Genomic DNA, 26,562 nt, shown 5'->3' with positions numbered 1-26,562 from the left:
CTCCCCATCTCCCCTGCTCCCCATCTCCCCTGCCCCCAACCCCTAACTACTTTTGTGCTGACAACTATACTGGTTTTTATAATCCTCAAACCGGAGTGGTGTGAGCAATGTGTGGAATTGTTGGGTATATAGGCACTCAAGCAGCAACAGAAATTTTATTGGCTGGGTTAGAAAAATTAGAATATCGGGGCTATGATTCTGCTGGAATCGCTACTGTTTGGGAAGGTGAAACTCATTGTGTGCGGGCAAAGGGTAAACTACATAACTTGCGTTCTAAACTTGAACAAATAGAAATTCCCGCGCAAATTGGTATTGGTCATACTCGCTGGGCGACTCATGGCAAGCCAGAAGAGTACAATGCCCATCCCCACATGGATACAGCCAAGCGAATAGCGGTGGTACAAAATGGTATTGTGGAAAATTACCGCGAGTTACGCGAGAATTTGAAACAAAAAGGACATCTGTTTGTTTCTGATACGGATACAGAAGTCATTCCTCACCTCATCGCCGAATTTTTAAAGAATTCTTCCTCCTCATCTGACTTCCTAGATGCAGTTCGTCAAGCGGTTAACCACCTAGAAGGAGCATTTGCGATCGCAGTTATTTCTGCTGACTACCCTGATGAGTTAATTGTTGTGCGTCAACAAGCGCCTTTGGTGATAGGGTTTGGTCAAGGTGAGTTTTTCTGTGCTTCTGATACACCTGCGATCGTTGCTCATACTCGTGCGGTGCTACCTCTGGAAAATGGCGAAATTGCCCGTTTGACACCATTGGGAGTGGAAATTTACAACTTTGCTGGCGATAGGTTGAAAAAACAACCACGCTTGCTGAATTTCACTTCCACAATGGTGGAAAAGCAGGGATTCAAGCACTTCATGCTCAAGGAAATTCACGAACAACCAGGAGTAGTCAGAGCAAATTTAGAAGCATACTTTCGTAATGATGTCAATCCTGGAGAATCACCAATTAATTTAGGCTTACCTACAGAACTTTACAACGATTTAGAACAAATTCATATCCTTGCCTGTGGTACCAGTTGGCACGCAGCATTAATCGGAAAATACTTAATTGAACAACTAGCAGGAATTTCGACTCAGGTACATTATGCTTCTGAGTATCGCTACGCACCACCACCATTAACAGCTAATACTTTGATTATTGGCGTTACCCAATCAGGTGAAACTGCCGATACTTTAGCAGCTTTGGCCATGGAAAAAGAACGTCGTCAGGGGAAAGAACCCAAGTATCAAGCGCGATTATTAGGCATTACCAATCGCCCAGAAAGTAGCCTCGGTCATATGGTACCCCATATCATTAGTACCTTGGCAGGAATTGAAATTGGGGTAGCGGCGACCAAAACTTTTGTTGCTCAATTAATGGCATTTTATGCATTAGCATTAGATTTAGCTGATCGTCGTCAAACAGTTGCACCAGAGAAAATAGCAGAAATTATTAATAGTTTGCGGCAGATTCCGAAAGAAATTGAAGCAACTTTAGAAAGTCAAGAAAGATTAACTGAACAGTTAGCCCATGAATTTGCCGAAACCCAAGATTTCATCTTTTTGGGAAGAGGAATTAACTTCCCCATTGCTTTAGAAGGGGCTTTAAAATTAAAAGAAATTAGTTACATTCACGCCGAAGGGTATCCTGCTGGCGAAATGAAACACGGCCCCATCGCCTTATTAGATGCGAAAGTTCCGGTAGTAGCGATCGCTGTTCCTGGTACTGTGTATGAAAAGGTGATTTCTAACGCCCAAGAAGCCAAAGCTAGAGATTCCCGGTTAATTGGCGTGACTCCCGTCAACGATGGCGAAGCAGCGGAAATCTTTAACGATTTACTTCCCGTTTCCCATGTGGATGAATTACTTTCGCCCATTCTTGCGGTGGTGCCTTTGCAATTATTGGCTTATCACATCGCCGCCCGTCGCGGTTTAGACGTTGACCAGCCAAGGAACCTAGCAAAATCAGTAACTGTGGAATAGGCTATTGATAGAGGTAGTAGCACACACAGTCTACTACCTACTAATGTGCAATTCTTCATGATCTTTTGAGAACTACCTCAAAAAAACCCCTTTATTAGAGATTATGCCATGACACAGACAACCACAGAGCGTCTGTACTCTTTTGAAGAATATCTTGCATATGACGATGGTACTGATAACCGTTATGAACTGGTGGATGGAAAACTAGAACTTATGAATCCACCAACTTTCAGACATTTACTGATTTCTGACTTTATTGAACTAGCATTTGACACAGAAATCAAGCGCCTGAGTTTACCTTGGCTATGTTTTAGAGAGGCGGGAGTAAGAACAGGATGGCGGAAGTCAAGATTACCTGATGTTTATGTTGTCACGGCTGAACAGGTAAAGGAAGTCCTTGATGAGTCGGCTGTTTGTCAGACTGCACCAATATTAGTGGTGGAAGTGGTGAGTCTTGATTCAGCCAAGCGCGATTATCGGTATAAACGTTCTGAATATGCAGCGTTGGAGATTCCTGAGTATTGGATTGTAGACCCAATAGAGTCAAAAATTACAATTTTATTGTTGTCAGAAGGATTGTACGAGGAAAAAGAATTTACCAAAAGTGAGCAAATTGTGTCTGCAACTTTCCCGGAAATTGTGCTGACAGTTGAACAAATTTTAGCTGCGGGTAATATTGAGTAGAAAATAGCGATGGCTACGGCGGGCTGCACCTACCTTTTGGTAGTGTGTATAAAAAGGTGATTTCCAACGCCCAAGAAGCAAAAGCTAGAGATTCCCGATTAATTGGCGTGACTCCCGTCAACGATGGCGAAGGGCGGAAATATTTAACGATTTGCTTCCTGTTTCCCATGTGGAAGAATTACTCTCCCCCATTCTCGCGGTGGTACCTTTGCAACTATTGGCTGATCACATCGTTGCCTATCGCACTTTATACCAGTTCGTAATTCGTAATTAAGAAATTCAGGTATAGTCTGGGTTTCGGCGTTTGAATGTGTTGCTGGATTTGAGAGAATTGGTATTAGATGTCGATCAGCCCAGGAACCTCGCAAAGAGCGTTATAGTCAAATTATATAAAAATATACTTAAATTTAAAGATAAAATAGCTGAGCAGCAAGATCTATTGCTTGCAAAAGCTATTTTTATGGGCAAATAATATAAGCAAATATTTATATATAAGACTACATTTAGTCTGGCAGTTCACAGTGAAGGTTTAGATTGTCTGTTGAAATGTGATCGCCGATAATTGAATGTATATTTTTTTAACGTATTTATACTAAGGACAAGCCTGTAAAAATTTGATCAGATAACATCAAAGTTAATTGTATCTACCAATACTATGAGTCCAATTCACCTACGTCAAATCAAGTCCTATCTTCAAAAAACATTTAATGGTTTGATTGACTTGTCAGATTATCAAAATAAATCTGAAACAGACAGAGAGTTACTTTTCTTGACAAGAAGTCTAGCTGCATTTACTTTGATGGTTATAGCTGATATCTCTGCTCAAGAGGCATCAAAATCTATAGTTGATGGTGGACGGGATAATGGAATAGATTCCATTTATTTTGATAGAAGAGAAAAAATAATGTATGTATTACAATCCAAATGGAAACAGGAAAGTAAAGGAAGTATCAAAATAGATGAAGTAATGAAATTCACTAGAGGATTTAAAGACTTAGTGAATGCTAGATATAATAGATTTAACTCAAAACTCAATAATAAAACTCAAGATATTGAGGAAGCGCTAAATGACGCAGGAACAAGGTTTGAGATAATTCTTGTATATTCAGGTCAAACTCCCCTAGCAGATGAACCTAAAAGAGAATTGGATGATTTACTAGATGAGATGAATGATTCATCAGATATCGTAAGTATGAGAGTGCTTAACCAGTCAAATATATACAGCATAATATCTCAAGGAGCATCTGGCAATCCTATAAACTTAGATGTTTGCCTTTTTGATTGGGGACAAACTAAAGAACCTTATCAATCTTATTATGGACAAGTTTCTGCAAGAGAAGTAGCTGATTGGTGGAATCAACATTTTCCTAAATTATTCTCTTAAAATATTAGACTCTTCGTCAAAGATAGTGAAGTCAATGAAGGTATTATAAATACAGTTAAAAAAGAGCCTGAAAAGTTCTGGTATTATAATAACGGCATAACAGCTTTGTGTTCTAGTATTAGGAAAAAACCTATGGGAGGTAGTGGAAGAGATACAGGTATATTTGAATGTAACGATGTAAAAATAGTTAACGGCGCTCAGACTGTTGGTTCAATAGCAAGAGCATATCAAAATTTTCCTGAGCAAGTTGAAAAAGCAAGAGTTCATGTTCGTTTTATATCTTTAGAAAACTGCCCAGAAGAATTTGCTACAGAGATAACTAGATTTAACAATACTCAAAACAGAATTGATCGTCGAGAATTTGTGGCTCTCGATCCTGAGCAATAAAGAATCAAAAATGAACTTCACTTAGAGGGAATTATTTATACTTATAAATCAGGTGAATCAATTCCAGATGGGCAAAAAGGTTTTGATTTGAATGAAGCTACAATTAGTCGAGCGTGCAAACAGAATGAGGTTTCTTTCGCTACACGAGTTAAAGATAAGATTGGTGTTTTATGGGAGGATATAGAAAAACCCCCATACAAAACTTTATTTAATAGATCAGTGAATGGTTCTAATCTTTGGGCATTAGTTCAAATATTAAGAGTAGTAGAGAATAAATTATCAGAAGTACAAAAACAACGAGATGGAAGAGAAAAATTATTTGCTACTCATAGCAATCGTCTGATCCTACATCTTGTATACAAATCTTTACCAGATGTATTTTTTAGTATATCATCTGATTTAACCCCAGAACAAATTGATGATATTCAATCTATAACCTCAAAGTTCTTAGGAAGTATTATGAGTGAAAGTAGCAATCTATTTCCAACTTTCTATCCGGCGAATATCTTTAGAAATGTTACAAAATGCCAAGAAATTGTTGAAAAAATTTTAAATTGAAGTTTCTTTTAGAAAGTACAAAATTTTTTATACAATATCTATCTGATATTTACCCCTGTGACATTGCTACGTAATCGCACCATTTCCTCACTTGCATTAAAATGCAATGCTATTTCTGTCTGTGTCATTTGACGCTGAACAGCCCAAAGTAAACCTCGCCGAGGAATCTGAAGACAACTACCTAAATAAATCGCTTCATCTTCATCACTCTGTCGGCGCAGAGGAAGCCCAGTATTGGGATCAAAGCGGACAATTTTATGTCTTAATAGCAGGTGTCCAAACTCGTGCATCAGGTTCGACTCACGCCGCGCAGGAGTATGGCGTGGATTGTTTACAATCCAGAGTGGGCTTTGATTAATAATTCCTGCTGACCATTGGTCGCTATCGAGTAATATCTTGACTACGGAAGGGTCTAAACTAGGAATCTGTTCGGGTGTCAAAATTTTTGCATTCAATTGAGCCGCCAGCATATCTGCTGGTAATGGGTCAAATGCCCGTAAGTTTAATAAACTACGTTGCTCAGTGGCAATCCCTTCACACTTTTGCCTAAACTCAGTTGGTAATGTCTCTGTTAGTGCCATATTATTGTCATCCGGCTATTAATTGTCGCTTTGTTGAGGATTATCCCGATACGCTGCTTTAACTAATTCTGCCAGTGCATTGGCAACTGCTGGATCGAGTTTTTTCGATGCTCGCAATTGAATTTCTATTGTCTCTAATGTACTTGAGTCGGAGGGTGCTTCCAATTCCTCGGTTTTCTTAAATAGTTCAGCGGGTGAGACTTGCAGCCAGTTGCAAAGTAATAAAAAGGTTTCCATATCCGGCATTTTGCCATTTTCTACCCGTGAGAGTGTTGAGGAACTAATATTACCTATTTCTTTGGCTGTGTCTCGCAGACCTTTCTTCCCTCGCTTTGTCTTCACTCTTGCGGCTAATAAACCTGTGTCTAGATGGTATCCCATGTGTTTTATTGTTTCACTTATGAGACAGTGTTTCTTTATTATCCCTTATAAGTTATAGTTGTTATGTGCTTTTAAATTGACAGTGTTGCACTAAAGACACACAATATCCAAAGCTTACATTATACAAAGGAGTACTCCTTGGATAATAGCGAAATCATCATATTTGATTTCCTGGTTGTTGGGTTAGCAGAGTTTTTGCGTCTAGATACTCTAGACCAAATCCCTAAATACCCGTACCCTGATTTTTTACAGCGTGCCTGCAATACTCTGGCATTGAAGATGACAAGTATTCCTTATCCACGTACTTTAGAAGGCCTTTTGACTCTTTTAGAAAAACCCTTGCAAACATGGTATCCCTTATCAATACCGAAGGAGTTTGATTCAGAGTGTGGCTTCATATACGATAGAGCGTTAAGTGAAGAAGCAAGTCAGTATTTCTATGAACAGTTGGTAAAACGGGGGCAACTGCCTGAGTTTGCTTCTGTGAAAATACAGCAAATTGCACTGGAAAACTTTTTGTTTCAGAGGTTGCTGGAGAGACTGCAAGAAGCCAACGAAAAGGATGCTGAACGCGCCCTGCAAGAATATATTTTGCTGCGGCGATTCTTAATTGAGAATCCTTATACTACTTTAGAGAGCCTACGCAAGACGTTTTCTAAGACACGTTACATATCTATTAATGATGTTGGCGAACTATACGAAGACTGTAAAGAAAATGAATCTTATTGGTGTTGCGATCGCTGCGGCCCTTTAATTAAAAAACATGGACATTTACGTGGCATTAAGCCCAGCGTCTGCAACGACCATCGGAAAAACTTGTCTTATGTCCGGCGTATTTATTGGAAGCAAGGTCTGCGTCGTCTCCAGTTTGGTATTCATTGGCGTGTCTGTTTGCCTGGAATCCCAGAAATACGTCTGTTCGAGGCTTTAAAAAAGCTGCATCAACAACAACCAGAATATCTTTGTGAAGTTCAACTGTGGCCTGGTATTGACCGTTACGACTTGCAACTACGTTTTGGTGATGGTTCAGTGTGGGCTATAGATGTCAAAGACTACCGAAATCCTTATGATTTGGCTTTGCAACTGAAGCCGATATTTGGTGAAGGCGATTTGCACTACGACGAAAGTTTTTATGTGATTCCTAACCATCGTCTGCATCAACGCCAAGATTACATTGATATCCTGCGTGAAGAAGCAACAGGATTGCCAAAAAGCACCCATCTTTTCAGCGATACAGCATTTGAAGAAAGAGTCGTCGCTAAAATAATGCACCTGAGTAAAGGGAAATAGCATTATGAGTCAAATGACTTTATTTAACCCACCTAATACTTTTACAGAGCGTATCAAAGAATTGAAAGATAACTCTGAGCTAAATCGAGAGCAAGCCCAATCATTACTTCAGGTAGAACTTGGCTTTGCCTTGATGGAGTGTTTAGGAATTGATGATGAACCAGTAACAGCAGTTTGGGCAATACTCAGTGGTATGCCTTTGCGACACCCGCACTTACAAAATTTAGATGAAATACAGAGGCGTGCAATTGCTAATGCTCGACAGATTATCCCATTTCCTGCACGTTTTGCTTGGTTGCAGGCATTACGTTTTTATATCCGCAATATTCCGCAAAACTGGCGTAATTATGATTTTAATATCCAGGACTTAGATTCCCAAATTATTCATGCGGCGAAAGGTCTGCGCCATCAAGTCCACCAAAATTTATATGAAAGCTGTCTGAGTGCGGATTTGGAGTTTCGCCAACGCAGGGCTGAACCAGTACAGGCTGGAGTTGCCTACCAATTCCAGGCTAAGACAGAAAAAGAAACTGTCACAATGCAAGTACAGTTCACACCAGAACATTTAAGTACTGTACGACAACAGCCTTGGTTTCCCACACCACCCTCTCGTGAGCCTTTTTCACTGCAAATTTCAGATTTAGAGTCAGATGCAGAGTTTCTCGATCGCCGCGAACAGTTACTAGCACGCCGATATGGATGGCATGAAACACAAAAGGGACATTGGGTAAGCCGCTTTCGCAAAATCAACTTTCATACAATTCAGGAAGACGGGACGCTGAGCGATCGCAATACAGAACCACTAGATTTGGATGGTTTTGTACATATTGCGGGACAGGTTGCTTCTGGGAAGTCTACTCTGTCAACGTTGCTTGCTGTCGATGTTGTGCGAAATCATCCCGATCGCCGTATCACCTTGGTTGTCAGTGACGTACAATCAGCAATTCGGCTAGCAAATCAAATTAATTGGTGGTTCTGTGACGATCCAGAAAATGATGAGCCTGTTGCAGTACCGTTATTAGGACGCACTAAACGAGACGCGCATCTCAAAAGCTTCTATGCCTCGAAAGACTTTCAAGAACACTGGCAACGCGGACAACCACACTGGGGCGATCGCTTTTTGGGAACAGCTTGTGCTTTGCAAGGACTGCTACAAGCTAGCGACATCTTCGACCGTTTGCATGGCAAGCCACTCATACCTGGAACTGAGCCATGTCACGCTTTGAAAGAAGCACCAGAAAGCGAAAGCAAGCGTAAAAAACAAAACAATTACCCTGATGTGTCTCACTTGTGTCCGTTTTTTGCTACTTGCCCATCACAGCAAGTCTATCGTGATATGCCAAATGCCCGTGTTTGGATTACAACTCCAGGTGCAATGGCAATGGCTGGTTTACCGCGTCATCTAGAATTGCGTCCCATCAAGATAGGGGAACTCGTTTATCTACATTCCGATATTGTTGTGTTTGATGAAGTAGACACAGTTATTAAGTGGTTTGATGATGTATATGCTGAAGAAGTTTTACTTACCAATGGTGGTGTTTTTGATGACATTGGGGTACAAACTGAAGATTACATGAGATTCAACCGTGTTACCCCACCATTGATGCAGCGATGGACTGGTGCAGAACGTGATGTCCAAAAGGCTGTCACAGCAACTTTAACCCTATTAGATAAAAATTCTGGTCACGAGTTTTTACGTAAATGGATAGAACGTGGCTACTTTACACCTAATTCTCTTCTGTATAAATTTTCTCGTCGCCTAGCTGGACTTGAAGAGTTAGATTCTCCTGATGTCACTGAGCAAGAAATTAAGGCTAATAACCGACGCGTACAGCAGATAATGCGATCTTTTGACGCATTACTTGATGACGATCCCTTACTTGGACAGCCTCGTCCCAATTCTAAAGTTCAGAGACTGGCACTTCTCATCCAACAGATTAATAGTATTGGCGAAAGTGCTACTGATGATAGTATTTATCGTGCTTGCAAAGCCTGGATAGTTGATTTTTTCCCCAAAACAGGAAAAAGGTTAGCGCGACTGCGAGAAGAACTAGAAAAACGTCAAAACAATTCACAGCAGACAGCCAAGAAAAAACGGCGAAAGTCCTCAAAAAAGGAGGAAGAATCAGATCCGGTAGATACCCTGGAAACCCTAGCTTATCGTTTACAGTTTGCCTTGACCATCACCCTTTTAGATCGGCACACACGTATTGTTTTTTATGAATGGCATCATCGACCACCCACTTTAGATGACGAGCCTCCGCATCGCCGTATGCCCACAGCAATGTTAAATATTTTACCGTTACCACCAACAGGAAGGCAGTTTGGTACTTACTATTCTCGCAAAGATGACAATCACAACCAATCTGAAAATAGTAGCGAAAATGCTTTATCCTTGTTTGCCTATACCAATATTGGTCGTTACTACGTTTTGAACTTTCATCGCTTGCTAACAGATTTGGATGGTCAACGCGGCCCCAACGTCTTGGCATTATCAGGAACATCTTACTTACGAGATTCCACTAAATTTCATGTTGGCAATCCCCAAGGTATTTTAATGCCAGAGCCGAGTGCAACAGAAGCGATCGCCCAAAGTCGCTTCAAGTTTCTGCTTCAATTGAACGGCAAAGGTGAACCTATCCGTATTTCTGGGACACCTGAGCGCCAAAAAATGGGAATGTTTAAAGAAATGGCACAAGCCTTAGTTGGCAACAACGGTAGTGGTCATTTAGGACAAGAGCTTGAGGAATTGAAACGACTTGGCGAGAGCGAGCCAGATTTTTGGCAGGATAGGGAACGCATACTGTTACTCGTCAACTCCTATGACCAGGCACGATGGGTAGCAGACGAAATTCGTCAATGTTGGTGGGGTATGCGGGATAAAGTTTACCATTTGAAACCAGATCGCACAGAAACTTTGACGGAGGATGACATCGATTATCACTCAAGGATGGAAATTGGCGCTCTCAATCGTGCTGACATTGAAACTTTCGCACTTACTGGCGGCAAAATCCTGGCAGCACCGATAAGTGCTATGGGACGTGGATTTAACATTTTGAATACTAATGGCAAAGCTGCTTTTGGTGCAGTTTATTTTCTCACACGTCCTTATCCTCATCCACATGATACTCAAGCGATCGCTCAAGAAATTAACCGTCGTGCTTTGGATTGGGTAGAAGATGCGAATTTTGTTGCTTGGGAAGGAGACGGAATTTTAGAACGTGCGGAAGCCGTGCGTCGATTATCTGCGCGTTACTGGCGATCAGTAGAACATCGTTCTTACTACAAAACACTGTATAAAAATGAAGAATTACGTGCCTTTCCCCGTCAAGATTTAGCAGCGACTACGGCTGGCGTAATCGTTCAAGCTGTAGGTCGTCTTTTGCGTGGGGGTGTTCCCTTTCACGCTTACTTTGTTGATGCTGCTTGGGGGCCAAACTATGCCAAAGAGCAACAGCCTGATACACCGCGTACCAGCCTACTAGCAGCAATCATTGATTTGTTTTGTGATTATGTTAATGAAGATGTTATCAGTCAAGCTTTATACCAATCAATAGCAGATGCTGTGGCTGATATCGATGGCTTCAACTGGGAAATAGACGCGAGAGATAGATAAAGACTATGACTAGCAGAATTACATCAGAAGATATTTTGTTACCTGCACGCATGAATTTGGTGACAGATGCTTTTGCCAATCTAGATATTGCTGTGTTGCCATTTCCTTTTGTCCAGATAGTAAGAGACTTTTGCCACGATATCAAACAAGCCTTGTATCGTGGTAAAAACAGGGAGGTTACGCCACCATATCGACAGTTAAATAATGCTTTGCTTGCTTGTGCATCTACTCTGACATATGGCTTTGAGTTTCTTGGTTCTGATGAGGAAACCAAGCTTCCTTTATATCAAGCATTAGCTGTGGGAACGCCTGAGAACCCATTGAAGACACCCACACCCCAGCAGATACATCAATTAGTGAGAATTTGGGCGCAAGAGTGGACAAAGCAATATCGTGATAAAGGTAAAACAGATGAAGTTAATAGCGTGTGCGATCGCTTTCTCGAAAGAATGGCTGTCATACCACCTGATTGGGATTGGCAACGTATTAAACCGGAAACACTTGTGCGCGATATCAACGCAGAGAGAGGATTGGGATTTCAAGCTATTCCCAGTCTTTTAGCAACCATGTTACATGGTAAAAAGTGCATCATTAACTCTGGAAAAAGACAACAGGAAATTCAATGGCGCAAAGTACAGGGAGGCGGTTCGGGTAAGGTGGGACTTTACCTAGTTAGTAAACCGTTTAAGGCCAATTACACAGATAATGGCAAGGAAAGAGAAGGTTATTTTGCTTACCGTCTAGACTTTAATGTTGAAACGCAAGCAGGAAGGTTCAATAATAATGGCAATCTAGAACCGTGGATTTTTTTACATTTGAGTTGCCAAAGATACCCCCATGAACCCTTTCTAGAAGCTAATTATGGGCGTGATATCTCTGTTCTCATGGGTATGAATAAGGCACGTTTATCTGATTACGAGGTGGATTCAACGTTAGTACGTCTTGTTATTGATAACAACGGCAAAGAAAAAGAAAATCTGTGGAAGTTACAACTGCCAGAACTGCTTGCTGCATTCAAAGCACGTGCTTTAGAACAGCCAGAAAATATTCTGAACAATCCTACAGAATTTGGTAATTTAGATAACTCAAATAACTGGGGTGACAAAGATGAATATTATCTAATTCATACTGAAGGCTATAAGTATGAGCATGAGAAACGTAAACGAGGACATAGTATAAAAACGGGCTTTAGTTTTTTGGAACGAGGCGATATTATTGCACGGGTACTGGAATTACTCAACGGCGTTTTAGTACCAGATAATCCGATGCAATCTGATATTCCTGCACCATCTGGTATAAAAGCACCACTAGCAATGCGGGATTATGAATTTATTTCTAGACCTCGTAAAAAGCGCGAACTTTATCAGCGAATTGCTACTAATGCTATTTACCGAGCATTGCAGGGTAAAGCAATGCACATTTTTCTTATTTATCGAGAACAAGATACTTATAAAGTAGTTTACCAACAATTACGTGATGTATTTCTTTTGAATGAAAATGAAGATTTTCCGCAAGATATAACAGTTTCAAAAATTTTGATTGATGATGCGACGCTTTTGCAGCCACTTAATACAGGTGGATTTTTGCTTAAAGATCATCATAAATTCGATGAGCAAATACGTAAGCAGTATCAAGCAAAGCGAGAAGCATGGCGTACCTTTATCCAAAAAAATGCTATTCCTCTGATAAATTGTGAGACTAATCCCCACTGTTTAGCAATTATTGAAATTGGCCGAATTAAAACAAAAGGAGTTCTCCCTCAACAAAACATTAAAGGAGCTATTCGTGAAGCTTGTGTCAGAGAGGGAATGAGTTCTCAAATGATACAGACAGTTACACCAAAATCAAGTGACACAGAAGATGATGAGGATAAATCACCAGCCTACAGCAAAGCAACAAAAGGACGGGTGATGAATGCTGTACTGGATGGAACATTACGTCAAATTGGGGTGCTATATGGACTACCTTTTGAAGTCTACGAGCAAGCAAAAATACTGCAAGAAATTGCTCAAGACTTAGATATAATTGCCTTTTGTCGTCGCAAAACTAACCAATATCAAGGTGATATTCACTATGCTCTTGCGGTTCGTTTGCGTGCAACGGGTGCAGTAGATATAATGCTTCCTGATGCTAGTGATTGGATTCCTTACTCACAGGCGGGAATTGCTATCGGAAAAATTTTTGCTGAAGCACGACGCGATCGCCATGAAAATACAAAACGCATTCAAAGTAAAATCAAATTGAGCAGTACAGAATTAGTACAGTTTGTTGCACGGGTAGTAACCAAACATTTAGACAGACCAACCATTGTTTTAATTGAAGCCGAAGGGTGGCGTAACGAACGTGGCGAAGATAATGAAGGCAAAATCTGGCCTCAGTTGCAAAATGAGTACCTGCTGGCAAAATGCAACGTTCTAGACTTCAGCCATGTTCCTGGTCACACTTGCGAGTACAGCCGTGAGAATAACCAACTAGAGAACTTATTAGCAGTAATTCGGATTCGCACTGGTAAAGAAACACCACAATACATCACCAATCGAGAAACTTGGAACAAAGATTGTCCAACACGAGATTTACCACATCTAAGCGGTTTTTACGATGGGTCAGCACTAGAACTACTACATTATTTCTCTGTGGGAAGACTACCAAAAACACAAAAACTGCAAAATGAGATGCCAATACCCGAACTTTACAAACTCGGTTATCAAGACGATGAATACGGTGCTAACATCCCATTCAAACATCAACAGATAGTGGAAATTATGCCGTTCTTCGTACGCTTAGATTTTCAAAAACAAGAAGCTTTAAAGGCGCTGTGTCGAGTACCTCACTATTTAAGATGCACACCTGCTTGGTCTATGGGAAATATCGTTTTTCCATACCCAATGCATTTAGGCAAGGAACTCATAGAAGACTATCTATGCATACTTGGTGTAAATTGACAAATTTAACGTGAGGCACAATGAAAGGAATTTGGGCGTTGCATAATAGAGGGATGAATTGAGGTCATCTACTGTGCAATGTCCATACTGTAGGTCTACGGAAATTAGGAAAAATGGAAAGCGAAGAGGTAAACAAAATCACATTTGCACCAAGTGCGACGTGCGTTCCGCCCCGCTTCGCTAACGCCAATTTATTGACGTGTACGACCCACCCAAAGGATATTCAGAGGAACTGAAACAAGAGTGCTTAAAAATGTACCTCAATGGCATGGGTTTTCGCGGCATTGAACGTGTTAAAGGTGTACATCACACTACTATATTTAGAGGGCTGGATTGCTATATTGCTACTATCTCAAAGTAGGAATGGTGCTAATTGCAGATATGCTATTTAACAGAGGAAGAAAAAAACTAGGGAACAAGAAGAATAACTAATTACAACTAACAACTGACAACTGGTAACCTACTTAGAAATTCTTTTTCAATATAGAGAGTGGATATCTCAACCATGACACAACATCATGAAAATCTGCAAACAAAACAGGCTCAATTTCAACATTTGACATGATTTGATCAAGTTCAGTATCACTAAGGGGTTCATCCCATAGTCCATGTTCAACAAGATTGTTGGCATGAAAAATAATGCGATCGCGCAAAAAATTCAATTGCTCATCCTGTGGGGCAGCAGACAGCCGAATAGTCAGGGGAAAATTCCCAAACAACACCACTACCTTACCCGGTTTATAAGAGGGAATATTTTTTGTCATTTTTCAGTAATTCTCAGCTTTTTGACCTCTGATACCAATTCATCGAAATCTGATGAAAGATTCAAACCTAGAAAACCAAATTATATCTGACTTTCTAAATTACGAATTAATATAATTGTTTTGGTTTTTCCAATTTAATCAGAGCCGCTTGATAGTAAATTTCAAATATGATGTTAACTAACGTATCCTGACAAATCCGGCTTTATCGAGCAACTCTTGTCCCTGATTTGTCAATAGTAAGTTAGCATAAGCTTCACCCGCTTGTTGTTCAAATTTTCCATTGGCGTTAATAACTACCACTAATCGACGACTCAAAGGATATTCCCCGCTGCGGAAAGCATCAGTATTTACTTGATTGCGCTTTGTGGGACAAAAAGAAGTAGACACCAAGGGTAGTTTGTAAGGAGGAATGAGTTTATTAGAATTACGACCTATAGGCAATGCTTTAACACCGCACTGGGGAACCAACAGCGTTGCTGAAGACCAGTAAATCCCTGCCGGATCGGCAGCGACTAGACGTAAAGCCTCGGTTGTAGTTTGCGTTAACTTGAAGCGATCGCCAGTATCTCTATCTTTCTTACCATAGAGTTGGATTTTGAGGTCTGGCCCGCCAACCTGCCGCCAGTTGGTAATTTTTCCTGCAAAGATAGCTTCATATTGATCCACAGTCAAACCAGGAATATTCAAATTGGGGTGGACAACTGCTACTATTCCATCAATGGCCACCGGAATTTCTCTCAGTTGAATGCCCCGTTTTTCCCCCTCCTTGTACTCATTGTTGGCAATGGGCCGAGATGATTGAGCAAACTCTAATTGACTTTTGAGCAACATTGAGATACCCGTTGCAGAGCTAGGTGCTTCCTTTTGAGGGTTAGCATAGCGTAGCTGAAACTGCGGCCAGACACTTTGAATCACTGGATCTATTTCTTTGCGGACAGGTGCCCAAGTCGTACTACCACCGTAACTGATTAAACCACTAGGAACATTCTGTACTTGAGCAAATGTTTGAGGATTAGATGCTTGGGATTGAGGAGAATTATTGCTGGGTTTGAGTGGACTGGTGGTCAAGCCAGAGGACTTGACGAACCACCAAAAACCACCTCCAACTAGCCCAACTGTAATCAGGAAAGCTAAGACGAGAAGGGTAGTTTCGTTCTTGTGTGACATAGCTCAGGATAATTTGAGATTTATCGCTTCTCTTTTTATATTTCCCAAGTACTGTTGTCAAAGATGTAATGATACATTTTTGACAAGAAATTGAGCATATAGGAAACCCCAAGCAATAAATTATTCCGCTTAAACTTGCTGGCTGTTGATTGTCAACTGTAAACTAGACTAAATCTAGACTACGGACAAAACAATGTGTCTCGTGTGTCTCGTCCTGTAGTTGGATTAGTACCCTTAGCCACCTTGCACAATTTTTTTTGTTCATCTGGACGCAGCAGTACATCAGTAAAATCTGCTCCATCAATAATCGCACCATCAAACTTGGCATTAGCTGCAAATGCACCTTCCAATACTGCATTTGTTAAATTCGCTTTGATTAAGCGAGCTGAATCTAAAGTGGCATTTGTCAGGTCAACTCCCTCCAGATTTGCAGATTCCAAATTTGCTGCAAAGAAGCTAACACCCCGCAAGTTGGAATGGCTGAAGTTACTCTGGCGGAGATTAGCTTTGGTAAAACTGGAGTCTGTTAAATCACGGTCAGAAAAATCAGCTTCTATCAAAATTTCCTTATTGTATTCGAGGGCTAAAGCTGTTGGAGGAGAACTTACAGTTGCAGTGATGCCAACTATTCCCCAAAGCAATAAACTGAGTAAGCTTGCCCAAATTTGATTACTTAATTTAAATTTCATGCTAGTTTTAGCCAATGGCGAATCTTCCTCCATCTCATTATCTCGATATTGGTTCATTAGGAGAAGACCTAGTAGCACAATGGTTGGAGTCTACAGGTTGGGAGATTCTGCACCGTCGCTTTGCTTGCCGCTGGGGAGAAATTGATATTATTGCTCAGTATCCTGGGAAGACAGAGGAGCAGGGGAACTCGGGGCCCCCACAACCGGAGGGAGGAGCCACTGCGCTATCGCGCTCTGCCGACTTGAAGCATGTGGCGTTGGGGATTAGGGGTAACAAAGGTGCAGGGGAAGAATTGCCTACTCAGGACTTTACCTTAGCCTTTGTTGAAGTGAAAACCCGCAAAAGTGGGAATTGGGATGCAGGAGGTAGAAGTGCAATCACTGTGCAAAAGCAGGCAAAAATTTCCAGAACGGCAGGGATATTTTTAGCTGAGTACCCCCAGAAGGCAGATTACGCCTGTCGCTTTGATGTTGCTATTGTCTACTGTCAGCGAATATCAAAACTGCACACTGAACTGACAGTTGTCCCAGATGCTTTAGCTAGGGCATCAGCCGCAGGATACCAATTTTATCTACAAGAATACATTCTGGCAGCTTTCGACTCGGCAATTGATAGCTAATGGTAATTGGTAATAAAACGAACATCTCTATTACCAATTACCATCTTTTTAATAGTACTATTCAAACAAAAAGTGATCACGCCAGTGTTTCTGGACAATAACCCAAACCACGGACAAACTGTTGCCGGAAAGCTTCAATTTCTTCTCTTTCTGGGCTACCGTGAGAGACGATCGCTACTTGGTAACGACGCATCACATCCACAGGGCATTGTCCTGCTTCCAAACTCCAAAGTGCCATTTGCACCCGCATAGGTGGCTCATAGCTAATTCCTAATTCATTTAGGAAAGCCCGAAAGTCGCCATCCTCTTGCTGCGAGACGTGACCTTTGAGTTTGATCCTAACCACCCACCCATCAATTTGATGAATCACGGTGACGAATGAAACAGGCATCTGGGGTCTGGTATGGAGGTGTTGAACAACCCTCAGAGTTAAACTGGCATTTGCCAGGTAATACAAGTATTCCATGTTGTTGCTTGGTTGGTGCTTGGGATCAAAGCCAATCCTACATATCTATATTCGTAAATAGATGCCTGTTCCCGGTAGGGTAAAAGCCCCCGTTTTTGCATGGGGAGGTTTACCCAATTTTTATCTCGATGTTTGCGTGTTACCTAACAGTATCCATCTATTCTCAGGATAAAATTGAATGTCTCTTGAGGAAATCTCAAACCCAGTTTTTAAAGGCAGTATGAATTTGCATGGAGCAACAAATAGCACACTCTAATTTGCATCATTCCTCTATTCTAGAGGCAAAAGATATGAACTTAGACCGTTCATTAACTGGGTATGATTACAATCTACCTCCAGAACTTATTGCACAAAATCCGGCATTTCCCAGAGATAGCTCGCGGTTATTGGTAATAGATTCTCACACTACAGGTAACAAAACAGCACCTCTACACCGCATTTTTCGTGATTTACCAGAATTACTGCAACCTGGTGATTTATTAGTAATGAATGATACGAGAGTCATTCCAGCGCGACTGTATGGGCGTAAATCGACTGGTGCAGAAATAGAGGTATTGCTAATAGAGGAACGGCAGTATAACTGTTGGTTAGCTTTAGTTAAACCCGGTAAGCGCTTCAAGCGAGGAGCGAAGATTGTTTTTGAAGCAAAGAAATTGGGAATTGGGAATTGGGAATTGGGAATTGGGGAAGATTCTCACCCAGTACCCAGTCCCCAGTCCCCAGTCCCCAATCTCCAACTCACAGCTACCGTACTGGACACAGATGAGGCGACTGGAGGACGTTTGTTGCAATTTGATGTGCCAGAGGGAAAGCCTTTGGTACAAGTATTGAATGCATTTGGTGAGATTCCTCTACCACCTTATATCACTGCATCGGCAGCGGCGGATGAACAATATCAAACAGTTTACGCCCAACAACCAGGAGCGATCGCAGCTCCCACGGCAGGATTACACTTTACTCCAGAGTTACTGGAAAAGTTGCGCTCTTGCAATATTAATCAAGCTTTTGTCACACTACATGTTGGCGTGGGCACTTTTCGCCCTGTGGAAGTGGAAGACGTAACTAGCCACGAAATGCACGAAGAATGGATTGAAGTCCCGGCTTCAACAGTAGAGCAAATCCGCGCCACCAAAGCAGCTGGTGGTCGAATTATTGCTGTGGGAACAACGGTAGTACGAGCCTTAGAAGGAGCAGTTCAATCTGGGGATTTACAACCATTTTGCGGTAAGACAAACTTGTTTATCTATCCGGGTTATCAATGGCGGGTAGTGGATGGTTTGATTACTAATTTTCATCTACCGCGTTCGAGTTTGCTGATGCTAGTGAGTGCCCTGATTGGCAGAGAACGGTTGTTAAATATATACAATGAAGCGATCGCTTCTCGATATCGCTTTTATTCTTTCGGCGATGCCATGCTAATTTTGCCATAAGCAGTAGGAGTTAGGAGTTTGGAGTTAGGAGTTTGGAGTTTGGAGTTGGGAATTTTTAATTTTTAACTTTTAATTTTTCATTTTGTAGTGGGTACTCTGACTTATAAGGATTTCACAACAAGTACAGAGATACCACTTATGTATAAACAGCATCATCTTCGCCAGTGGTTTTGCTGCTTTCCCACGGTGGCGTTCCACCAGGTTTTGAATTGGCAGAAGCCGCATTTGGGATTTCTCTGTGCTGCCTCTGCATTTTTAGTATTGGCTGCGCCAACAATTATTGATTTACCAGGAAGCAAGCTGTTAGCAGCAACTCCAATCTCTCAGGATTTGGAAGCAGCTAGTTTTTACCAGCAGGGAGTCACACGCTATAACCGCAACGACTTACAAGGTGCAGAATATGCTTTTCGCCAAGCGTTGCAGCATGACTCTAACCTAGGAATGGCACGGAATTATTTAGGTAATATTTTCTTAATGCAAAATCGCCTAGATATAGCTGTGCAGGAATATGGGGAGGCCATCAGAATTAATCCTAATCTCGGTGAAGCTTACTACAATTTAGGGTTAGCATTGTACCGACAAGGGCAAAAAGATGCAGCAATTACTGCTTATCGCCAGGCTCTAGTGGTAGATCCGACAATAGCAGCAGCACAGTATAATCTCGGTTTAGCACTGTATGAATTAAAACAACCGCAAGAAGCGATCGCAGCATATCAGCAAGCAATTAATCTAGATAGCAGGGATGCTAATGCTTATTTTAACTTAGCGATCGCCCTGCAAGAACAAGGTCAAATCGAGAGTGCGATCGCTGCCTATCAGCAAAGCTTACAGCTAGATCCTAAAAACAGCATAGCTTACAACAATATGGGAAGTTTGATGGCAAATCATGGTCAAACCTCACAGGCTATTTCTGTTTATCAGCAAGCTATTCGCCAAAATCCCAAGGATGCCTCAGCCTATTACAATTTAGGAGTAACTTTATACAATCAAGGCAACTACAAGAAAGCTAACGGTGTATTAAAACGTGCCCGCAATGAGTATCGTGAACAAGGAAACATTGAGCAAGCTGAAAAAATAGAGCAATTAATGCAGCAAATTGTCCAGAAGACAAAACCACAGCAACCTCAAGTCAGCCAAACCGCTACTACCCCTTCTCAGACTCCAAACCCTACAAGTAATGTAGCAGCCCCCGAACAACAGATGCCAAATCAACCAGAAACTCTTGAACAAGCACCAGATGAACCTACTAATGTGCCAGTTTCTGTTGAACAACAGCCTACTTCATTAAATCCTGCTCAATAAATCTAATTTGAAAAGAGGGAGCAGAAAGAGATATTTTCATCCTCTGGTTATAAACATTTCTAGGGATGCTGCGGCATCCCTATTTTATTTTTGCTGCACTACTTAGCTGACCTATATATTGAGGCTAACCGTTTACAGCTTCGTAATCTTCCATAGCTGCTTTTGCACCACCTTCTATTATCAAACTCAAGTCACATCCATACTCTCCACTACAGCTATATTTTATATCTAATAGCTTATAAACATCTCTGCAATCGGTAGCAACTGATCTAGGTAATACTGATGATGAAATTGCATTGCAGTTATTTGAAAAATATGTTAAGTTTTTTTAAAAAATAAGTAGTTTTTCAGGTAATCGGAACCTCAACGCAATCAAACATGCCCCTGTCTCAGCGCTAAAATCACAGAATTGCACCAGATGAAATGACGCGATCGCGCTGGTATGGTTTTTTAACCGAGTTTTGCTCTCAAGCCTCTCTGGATATTGTTTTTGTTTAGTAATTGGGCAGGTAAAGAGTGCGATCGCTTCAAATAATTTACCGCAAATGCGCTGATACTCCTATTTCCCGTCTTAATAAATTCCGCAAAAACACGGTTACGCAAATTTGTGTTTCCGATCAAAACTGCGATCATCTAGTTTATTAGGGTGCATTTATGAACAGCCCTGCAACAACAATTATTCGAGTCAACCTGGAGAGGGCAAAAGAGGTATCTCTTGAGTGGGAACAAGCTTCATACAGCGAACTCAGTGCTTATTGTTTAGAAATTTTAAGGGAGATAGGATGTACTGATACTGAACTCCCAGTCAACTTACGAACTCGTGAACAGCAGTTAAATTTCATCACAGGCTTTGCATCTTATGCTTTTGGGGAGGTTTTAAATGTCCAAAATGTTAATTGAAGATATTTCTAATGAATCAGAGTGGGCAGAAGAAACTAGTTTGCCTGCAACAGATAATGATTTGTTAATTTTAACTGAAAAATTTTTAGGGTTTGAAATCCCGTCAAAAGTTTTTTTACAAGCTATGGCTATTGCTGCTTACGACTGTGCAGCAGCTTTTCGCTACACTGATAACTATCTGAATATCCTCAAGAATAAGAATAAGCGAAAAAATTTAGTGTTGTTAGAGTCTTCGCATGGGTTTGAAAATAATTGAGATAGATTCAAACATATACCTCGCCCCTCTTCAATCACAATGAGAGGGGCTTTGTTTTTGATAACAAATTTAGGACTTACGCATGGGAAACGAAAAATTAAGGGTTTGGGCGCTTGCATAGGGCATGGGGCAGGAAAAAATCTTCAATGCCCTATGCCCTATGCCCTATTCCCGACCTCAACAAACAATCTAGCTGCGTAAGTCCTGAAATTCAGTAGTTAGTTGTCATTGGTGATTTATCAGTTGTTATTCCCTCATCACCCCATTACCCCATCTCCCCTGCTCCCCAGCCCAAGGAGCCGTCTTGATAGCAGTCTTCAAACGAACGCGAGATACCCAGAGGTTACTGAGAGCGCTGAAAGGGATTAAGGATGTGTGATCAAGTGACACTATAAAAGCTGTCACGCTTATTGACTTGAATTATACTTAGAAGTAATACCCTTGTGTTAGGAAAATTGAAGTACTTTCACTACACTCTGATAGTTATAGCTATTAGAGTGTAGTCTTTTTTGTAGCATATTCAAAACTATTTTGATGACAAGCTAAAGTGAACTCAGGCGATCGCCCAATATCACAGACTCATCACATCTCTCTGGCAATTGAGTTTTTCGGCTAAGTTTCATTTTTTTGGTAATGCGATCGCTCTTGAAAAGTTTTTAGATTAGGGTGAGTTCGACACGTTAAAAAAGGCACAAAAAAAGATTGAAACTGTATTTAGACAAAAATACATATGGTGTCGAGGGCGCTTGACTTGCAGTACGTGATTCCCCAAAATGGTACTTTCTAGTGGATAGATAGAATGGTAATCATAAAGGTATAGCGGCGGATTCACGAAACGCGACCAGTTAAAAATGCCCAACGGATGATAGATTTTTGAGGCATTTTGGATGGTATCCTAATTTTCACCATAAGTAGAACGACGTAAAAAAACCAAAGTATGTAACCGAAAGTAAAGTTACCTAAAAAGCTCTTCCCTTCTGCCTTCTGCCCTCTGCCTCCTGCCTTGTCATCACGACAATTTTCAACACCGACCTACTGAGTGTACTTATGCTTGTACAAGCTAGCAAATATGTGGGATACTTTTTCTTAACTGCACTCCTGTATTCACCAGGCTAGTAGTTTGATTTGTTAAGGAACGTGTATAGATGCATCAAAGTAAACCAAGTGACTTTATTGAACGCAATGATCTTAAAGCATTCCTGTCCTTATTGAGAGATTGGATGGCAATTTTTTTGATTACTGCGATTAGCATTTGGGCAAATAATATATATGTTTATCTGATTTCAGTATGGGCGATCGGCATCTTTCAATTTGCCATTGGAGAAGCGTTACTACATGAAGCTGTACATTTTAATTTATTTAAAATCAAATCGTGGAATGAACAGCTAGAGTTTCTCTACGTATTTCCTGTCTTCAGAACAGTATCCTCCTATCGGGAACAACATTTTCCTCATCATAGTTATTTTCTGAGCGAGAAAGATTATATCCCTGAATACTATGAAATGTTGGGTTTAAACAAGCCAAATAAGAATGTGTTCTTTTTGTTGTTTGTGAAACTAATTATGGGATTTAGTGTCTATAATTTCATAGATGACATTCATGGTCTTCTTAAAGGCGTGGACTGGCGTCCTTTCAAAACGGGCTTTAAGTTGCTTGTGTTCTGGTTGGTTGTAGTTCTCAGCTTCTATTTATCAGGAAATCTGGAAATTTTGTTGCTGTACTGGTTTGTGCCTCTAGTATGGCCTTTTTCTTGTTATTCATGTTGGTCTGAGGTACAGGAACACTTTAATACCATCTCACATTCGAGATCAAACCTTGATTTTCTCACTAACCTTTTGACTCATAACACCGGGTATCACTACGTTCACCACCTTTACCCTACTATTCCTTGGTATAAGCTGCCAGAGGCACATGAGGCTTTTAGTTCAGACAATCCAGATATTTCATACGGCATGTTTGATACTTACAGGCAATGGACACGCAAGTCGGTAGTATCTCATGCCAGTGGTACTGATTCTGTGTGAGGTTGATACACAATAGAAATCATCTACCTTGCTACTACAGCTTAGGGGCATTTAACCCAATGCAATCGCCGTCAACATTCCTATCGTGAAGTACCCCGCACTTCGTAAATACGGTCATAATAGGATTGTTGCGTATTGAACCTCTAACTGCTGGCACTTTGGGCGTTATTACCTTTTATCTCATAACAAAAATTGTTCATGCTAAAGTTGCTTTGTCTGGGAATAAGCCGTGAAATTTGGTAATTTATTCATCATATAAGCGTCACTTATAGCAGGAGGTAGAAGGCAGCAATGCTTTCGGTAGGAGGTAAAAACCTTACTGTTGCTGACATTCACGATTTCAAAATGTCCTAATCTATGATTCGATTGCTATATTATTTATTTACATAGTGCAATGAAATTTGCAAACTAGATTTATAAAAACGAGTGTAATACAAACACTGTTTCATTAAACTATATTAATATTAGCAGGTATCAACTTAAAAACTTAATCAGTTGACTTGGCAAATCAAAACAATGAATATCTTCAACCTCATTTAAAATACTTATTAGTTTTTGGGCTGATTGTAATAAGGCTTCTTTGGCAGAGAAACCAATAATTCTTTCCTGATTACTAGTTAAAAATTCCACCTCTTTTTCAATTCCAGTATACCTATAATCTAAAGTTAACTCATCTCCATAATTAATGTCATTCAAAGCAAAAAATAAACCAAGACACGACAATAAATTGGGATTACTAGCATGATTAATATAGTCTGTATTGTCGATATAGACTGTATTATTATTGGTTTCGCAAGAGTGTAAAAAGTAATGACTACCCCATCTCATGCCAGTATTCAAAGGTAATTCATTTGCTTTGCTCAATTCTTCTTGATACTCTTCTTCCAAAACAAGTTTATTGATAGTAAATATAGTCGCTGGAATGAATATAATACTTCCTTTATGGATAAAATCTAAGCTAAATAATCCCTTTCCAGCATTTGGTATATTGGACTCTTTGACTTCTGTTTTGATGCACAACATAGCTGATTATTCTTAATTAATGTATCTCAATTATTAGTTCAACTAACGTCTCTGCTGTTATGGACTGAATATGCAAATCAGTAATTTTTTACCTGGCATACTTAACTCACTCAATAACCATGACTGGTATGAATACCTTAATATGCCCATTTACGAATTGAAAAATTGTTATTTTAATATTTCGTAATTACTTGCTTTAAATATATTAATTATTTCTTGATATGGCAATAATTTCAGTGCTTAACAAAATATACTTATATGGATTTATTTTTATTGCGTTTAAGTACAGTTTCAGTAATAAATTCAGAAATACCTATCTCCGATAACAAAAAAATTAAGAATTTAAAATTTTGTTATTTTTATTACTAGTAAACACGAATATCACAAAATTATGGAAAATTATATATGGAAATAAAACATTAGAAAAAACCTGAACTCGTACCTTCTATAAATGATCAGGTGCGTTAACGAAGTAACGCACCAGTGAAAATTCTTAGTATTGCTAAGGCACAATCAACACTGGACAAGGGGAAAGGTTAATTACGCGGGTAGTAACACTATCAGTTGCCCCCTCTTCAGTTAAACCTAGTCCCCGACAGCCCATGATAATTAAATCTGCCGCGATTTCATCAGCGACATCACAGATGGTAAATGCTGGTTTACCCTGCCTTTCTAAGACTTCAGCTTGAATACCTTGCCCAGAAAATAAAGCTTGGGCATTTTCCAGCAGTTTAGCAACTACCTCTGGTGACACCATTGGATCTGCACTAGGCGCGTCTTTTGGCGGTTCTTCCACGACAGATAGCAGCACCAAGCGGCTACCGTATTTTTGGACAACGTTGGCAACTACATCAGCAGCTTCCCGCGCTTCCCGGCTTTGATCAATAGGAAATAGCACTGTCTTGAACATCTCTCTCACCTGGGCACCCCTGACTCCGGTAAAATCTGGATGGTTCTACTTTCAAAACAATAACAAAAAGGCAATCAGGAGGGTCTGGCTGTGTCTAAAAAAACTGTGGCAAGTTTATCTGCTGCCGATATATCTGGTAAACGCGCTTTGGTGCGGGTTGACTTTAATGTGCCTTTAGATAAAGAAGGTAACATCACAGACGATACTCGCATACGCGCTGCCCTGCCAACCATCCAAGATTTGACGCAAAAGGGAGCTAAGGTAATTCTAGCAAGCCATTTTGGTCGTCCCAAGGGTGTAGATGAAAAATTGCGCCTGACTCCCGTTGCCAAGCGCCTGTCTGAGTTGTTGGGGCAAGAAGTCATCAAGACTGATGACTCTATTGGCGATGAAGTGGCTGCTAAAGTGGCGGCGTTGGAAAATGGCCAAGTTCTTTTACTAGAAAATGTCCGCTTTTACAGCGAAGAAGAGAAAAACGACCCAGAATTTGCCGAAAAATTAGCTGCTAATGCCGATTTTTACGTAAATGACGCTTTTGGAACTGCACACCGCGCTCATGCTTCTACTGAAGGTGTAACTAAATACCTCAGCCCTTCCGTGGCTGGCTATTTGGTTGAAAAGGAATTGCAATATCTGCAAAGTGCCATTGAAAATCCCCAACGTCCTTTGGCAGCAATTATTGGCGGTTCTAAAGTCTCCAGTAAAATTGGCGTGATTGAAACGCTGTTGGAAAAGTGCGACAAACTAATCATCGGCGGTGGGATGATTTTCACCTTCTACAAAGCCCGTGGTTTGAGTGTTGGTAAGTCTTTGGTGGAAGAAGACAAGCTAGAACTAGCCAAGTCTTTGGAAGCAAAAGCAAAAGAACGCGGTGTCACCTTCCTACTCCCCACAGATGTAGTGGTGGCAGATAACTTTGCCCCCGATGCCAATTCTAAGACCGTCAGCGTTGACAACATTCCAGATGGTTGGATGGGTTTGGATATTGGCCCTGATTCTGTAAAAGTCTTCCAAGAAGCGCTTGCAGATACCAAAACAGTGATTTGGAACGGGCCGATGGGTGTGTTTGAATTTGATAAGTTTGCTGTAGGTACAGAAGCGATCGCTCGCACTCTGGCTGATATCGGTAAAACTGGTACAACCACAATCATCGGTGGCGGCGACTCAGTGGCGGCTGTGGAAAAAGTTGGTTTGGCTGACCAAATG

At 40.7% G+C, this 26,562-nt stretch carries 24 protein-coding genes and 2 pseudogenes; 17 read left to right on the top strand and 9 right to left on the bottom strand.

Annotated features, from left to right (window positions below; genetic code table 11):
* Window positions 1-107: 107 nt before the first annotated feature.
* The 6 genes and pseudogenes from glmS to I8748_RS06575 all read left to right on the top strand — a co-directional run bounded on the left by glmS (window position 108) and on the right by I8748_RS06575 (window position 4,995).
* Window positions 108-1,982, top strand: coding sequence for a glutamine--fructose-6-phosphate transaminase (isomerizing) (gene glmS, locus I8748_RS06600; protein ID WP_198123841.1), 1,875 nt, complete (start codon window positions 108-110; stop codon window positions 1,980-1,982).
* Between the two features lie 108 nt (window positions 1,983-2,090).
* Window positions 2,091-2,666 carry a Uma2 family endonuclease gene (locus I8748_RS06595; RefSeq protein WP_198123840.1) on the top strand — a complete coding sequence of 192 codons (576 nt, stop codon included), beginning with the start codon at window positions 2,091-2,093 and terminating at the stop codon, window positions 2,664-2,666.
* Window positions 2,667-2,704: 38 nt separating this feature from the next.
* Window positions 2,705-2,940 (top strand): annotated as a pseudogene (locus tag I8748_RS06590) (glutamine--fructose-6-phosphate transaminase (isomerizing)); the annotation flags it as partial.
* 381 nt (window positions 2,941-3,321) lie between these two features.
* Window positions 3,322-4,050 carry a hypothetical protein gene (locus tag I8748_RS06585; RefSeq protein WP_198123839.1) on the top strand — a complete coding sequence of 243 codons (729 nt, stop codon included), beginning with the start codon at window positions 3,322-3,324 and terminating at the stop codon, window positions 4,048-4,050.
* Window positions 4,051-4,053: 3 nt separating this feature from the next.
* Window positions 4,054-4,437, top strand: coding sequence for an AIPR family protein (locus tag I8748_RS06580; protein WP_198123855.1), 384 nt, complete (start codon window positions 4,054-4,056; stop codon window positions 4,435-4,437).
* A gap of 87 nt (window positions 4,438-4,524) precedes the next feature.
* Window positions 4,525-4,995, top strand: coding sequence for a hypothetical protein (locus I8748_RS06575; RefSeq protein ID WP_198123838.1), 471 nt, complete (start codon window positions 4,525-4,527; stop codon window positions 4,993-4,995).
* A gap of 38 nt (window positions 4,996-5,033) precedes the next feature.
* Here I8748_RS06575 and I8748_RS06570 read toward each other — a convergent pair whose 3' ends face one another.
* Window positions 5,034-5,576, bottom strand: a complete 543-nt coding sequence (locus I8748_RS06570) for an ImmA/IrrE family metallo-endopeptidase (protein ID WP_198123837.1) — start codon at window positions 5,574-5,576, stop codon at window positions 5,034-5,036.
* An 18-nt stretch (window positions 5,577-5,594) separates the two neighbouring features.
* Complete coding sequence (locus I8748_RS06565) at window positions 5,595-5,957, bottom strand: helix-turn-helix domain-containing protein (RefSeq protein WP_198123836.1); 363 nt, start codon at window positions 5,955-5,957, stop codon at window positions 5,595-5,597.
* Window positions 5,958-6,095: 138 nt separating this feature from the next.
* On the opposite strand from I8748_RS06565, the gene I8748_RS06560 reads away from it, so the two are divergent.
* The 4 genes and pseudogenes from I8748_RS06560 to I8748_RS06540 all read left to right on the top strand — a co-directional run.
* Window positions 6,096-7,247, top strand: coding sequence for a restriction endonuclease-related protein (locus I8748_RS06560; RefSeq protein ID WP_198123835.1), 1,152 nt, complete (start codon window positions 6,096-6,098; stop codon window positions 7,245-7,247).
* 4 nt (window positions 7,248-7,251) lie between these two features.
* Complete coding sequence (locus I8748_RS06555) at window positions 7,252-10,863, top strand: pPIWI_RE_Z domain-containing protein (protein ID WP_198123834.1); 3,612 nt, start codon at window positions 7,252-7,254, stop codon at window positions 10,861-10,863.
* Between the two features lie 5 nt (window positions 10,864-10,868).
* Window positions 10,869-13,805, top strand: a complete 2,937-nt coding sequence (locus I8748_RS34965; RefSeq protein ID WP_225896331.1) for an RNaseH domain-containing protein — start codon at window positions 10,869-10,871, stop codon at window positions 13,803-13,805.
* Window positions 13,806-13,878: 73 nt separating this feature from the next.
* A pseudogene (locus I8748_RS06540) lies at window positions 13,879-14,124 on the top strand (transposase-like zinc-binding domain-containing protein); the annotation flags it as partial.
* A 145-nt stretch (window positions 14,125-14,269) separates the two neighbouring features.
* Here I8748_RS06540 and I8748_RS06535 read toward each other — a convergent pair.
* The 3 genes from I8748_RS06535 to I8748_RS06525 form a co-directional block, all read right to left on the bottom strand.
* Window positions 14,270-14,569 carry a hypothetical protein gene (locus I8748_RS06535; protein ID WP_198123833.1) on the bottom strand — a complete coding sequence of 100 codons (300 nt, stop codon included), beginning with the start codon at window positions 14,567-14,569 and terminating at the stop codon, window positions 14,270-14,272.
* A 177-nt stretch (window positions 14,570-14,746) separates the two neighbouring features.
* Entirely contained in the window at window positions 14,747-15,736 is a 990-nt protein-coding gene (locus I8748_RS06530; RefSeq protein WP_198123832.1) for a PstS family phosphate ABC transporter substrate-binding protein, read from the bottom strand.
* Between the two features lie 179 nt (window positions 15,737-15,915).
* Window positions 15,916-16,425, bottom strand: coding sequence for a pentapeptide repeat-containing protein (locus I8748_RS06525; protein ID WP_198123831.1), 510 nt, complete (start codon window positions 16,423-16,425; stop codon window positions 15,916-15,918).
* A 14-nt stretch (window positions 16,426-16,439) separates the two neighbouring features.
* Between I8748_RS06525 and I8748_RS06520 the strand changes: the two genes are divergently transcribed.
* Window positions 16,440-17,045, top strand: coding sequence for a YraN family protein (locus tag I8748_RS06520; RefSeq protein WP_198123830.1), 606 nt, complete (start codon window positions 16,440-16,442; stop codon window positions 17,043-17,045).
* Window positions 17,046-17,121: 76 nt separating this feature from the next.
* On the opposite strand, the gene I8748_RS06515 is transcribed toward I8748_RS06520, so the two are convergent.
* Window positions 17,122-17,511 (bottom strand): hypothetical protein, encoded by a 390-nt coding sequence (locus I8748_RS06515; protein WP_198123829.1) that lies wholly within the window; start codon window positions 17,509-17,511, stop codon window positions 17,122-17,124.
* Window positions 17,475-17,612, bottom strand: a complete 138-nt coding sequence (locus I8748_RS34530; protein WP_214662456.1) for a hypothetical protein — start codon at window positions 17,610-17,612, stop codon at window positions 17,475-17,477. The genes I8748_RS06515 and I8748_RS34530 overlap by 37 nt, the downstream gene beginning before the upstream one ends.
* Before the next feature lie 129 nt (window positions 17,613-17,741).
* Between I8748_RS34530 and queA the strand changes: the two genes are divergently transcribed.
* The 5 genes from queA (at window position 17,742) to I8748_RS06490 (ending at window position 23,423) form a co-directional block, all read left to right on the top strand.
* Window positions 17,742-18,941: a tRNA preQ1(34) S-adenosylmethionine ribosyltransferase-isomerase QueA gene (queA, locus tag I8748_RS06510; protein WP_198123828.1), complete on the top strand. Its 1,200-nt coding sequence runs from the start codon at window positions 17,742-17,744 to the stop codon at window positions 18,939-18,941.
* A 138-nt stretch (window positions 18,942-19,079) separates the two neighbouring features.
* Window positions 19,080-20,243, top strand: coding sequence for a tetratricopeptide repeat protein (locus I8748_RS06505; RefSeq protein ID WP_198123827.1), 1,164 nt, complete (start codon window positions 19,080-19,082; stop codon window positions 20,241-20,243).
* A gap of 654 nt (window positions 20,244-20,897) precedes the next feature.
* Window positions 20,898-21,143 (top strand): hypothetical protein, encoded by a 246-nt coding sequence (locus I8748_RS06500; RefSeq protein ID WP_198123826.1) that lies wholly within the window; start codon window positions 20,898-20,900, stop codon window positions 21,141-21,143.
* Window positions 21,124-21,399, top strand: a complete 276-nt coding sequence (locus I8748_RS06495) for a hypothetical protein (RefSeq protein WP_198123825.1) — start codon at window positions 21,124-21,126, stop codon at window positions 21,397-21,399. The genes I8748_RS06500 and I8748_RS06495 overlap by 20 nt, the downstream gene beginning before the upstream one ends.
* A 1,145-nt stretch (window positions 21,400-22,544) precedes the next feature.
* Window positions 22,545-23,423 (top strand): fatty acid desaturase family protein, encoded by an 879-nt coding sequence (locus I8748_RS06490; RefSeq protein WP_198123824.1) that lies wholly within the window; start codon window positions 22,545-22,547, stop codon window positions 23,421-23,423.
* A 474-nt stretch (window positions 23,424-23,897) separates the two neighbouring features.
* On the opposite strand, the gene I8748_RS06485 is transcribed toward I8748_RS06490, so the two are convergent.
* Together I8748_RS06485 and I8748_RS06480 are read right to left on the bottom strand one after the other, a co-directional pair.
* Window positions 23,898-24,446 carry an SET domain-containing protein-lysine N-methyltransferase gene (locus tag I8748_RS06485; protein ID WP_198123823.1) on the bottom strand — a complete coding sequence of 183 codons (549 nt, stop codon included), beginning with the start codon at window positions 24,444-24,446 and terminating at the stop codon, window positions 23,898-23,900.
* A 502-nt stretch (window positions 24,447-24,948) separates the two neighbouring features.
* On the bottom strand, window positions 24,949-25,356 hold the full coding sequence (locus I8748_RS06480; RefSeq protein ID WP_198123822.1) for a universal stress protein: 408 nt from the start codon (window positions 25,354-25,356) through the stop codon (window positions 24,949-24,951).
* A gap of 90 nt (window positions 25,357-25,446) precedes the next feature.
* Here I8748_RS06480 and I8748_RS06475 point away from each other — a divergent pair.
* The coding region (locus tag I8748_RS06475) for a phosphoglycerate kinase (protein ID WP_198123821.1) at window positions 25,447-26,562 on the top strand (1,116 nt) is incomplete at its 3' end.

The sequence above is a fragment of the Amazonocrinis nigriterrae CENA67 genome, assembly GCF_016056305.1.
In the GTDB taxonomy this organism is placed as follows: Bacteria; Cyanobacteriota; Cyanobacteriia; order Cyanobacteriales; family Nostocaceae; genus Amazonocrinis; species Amazonocrinis nigriterrae.
Note: the sequence above shows the minus strand (reverse complement) of the source record. Positions and strands in the feature narration are given on the sequence as shown.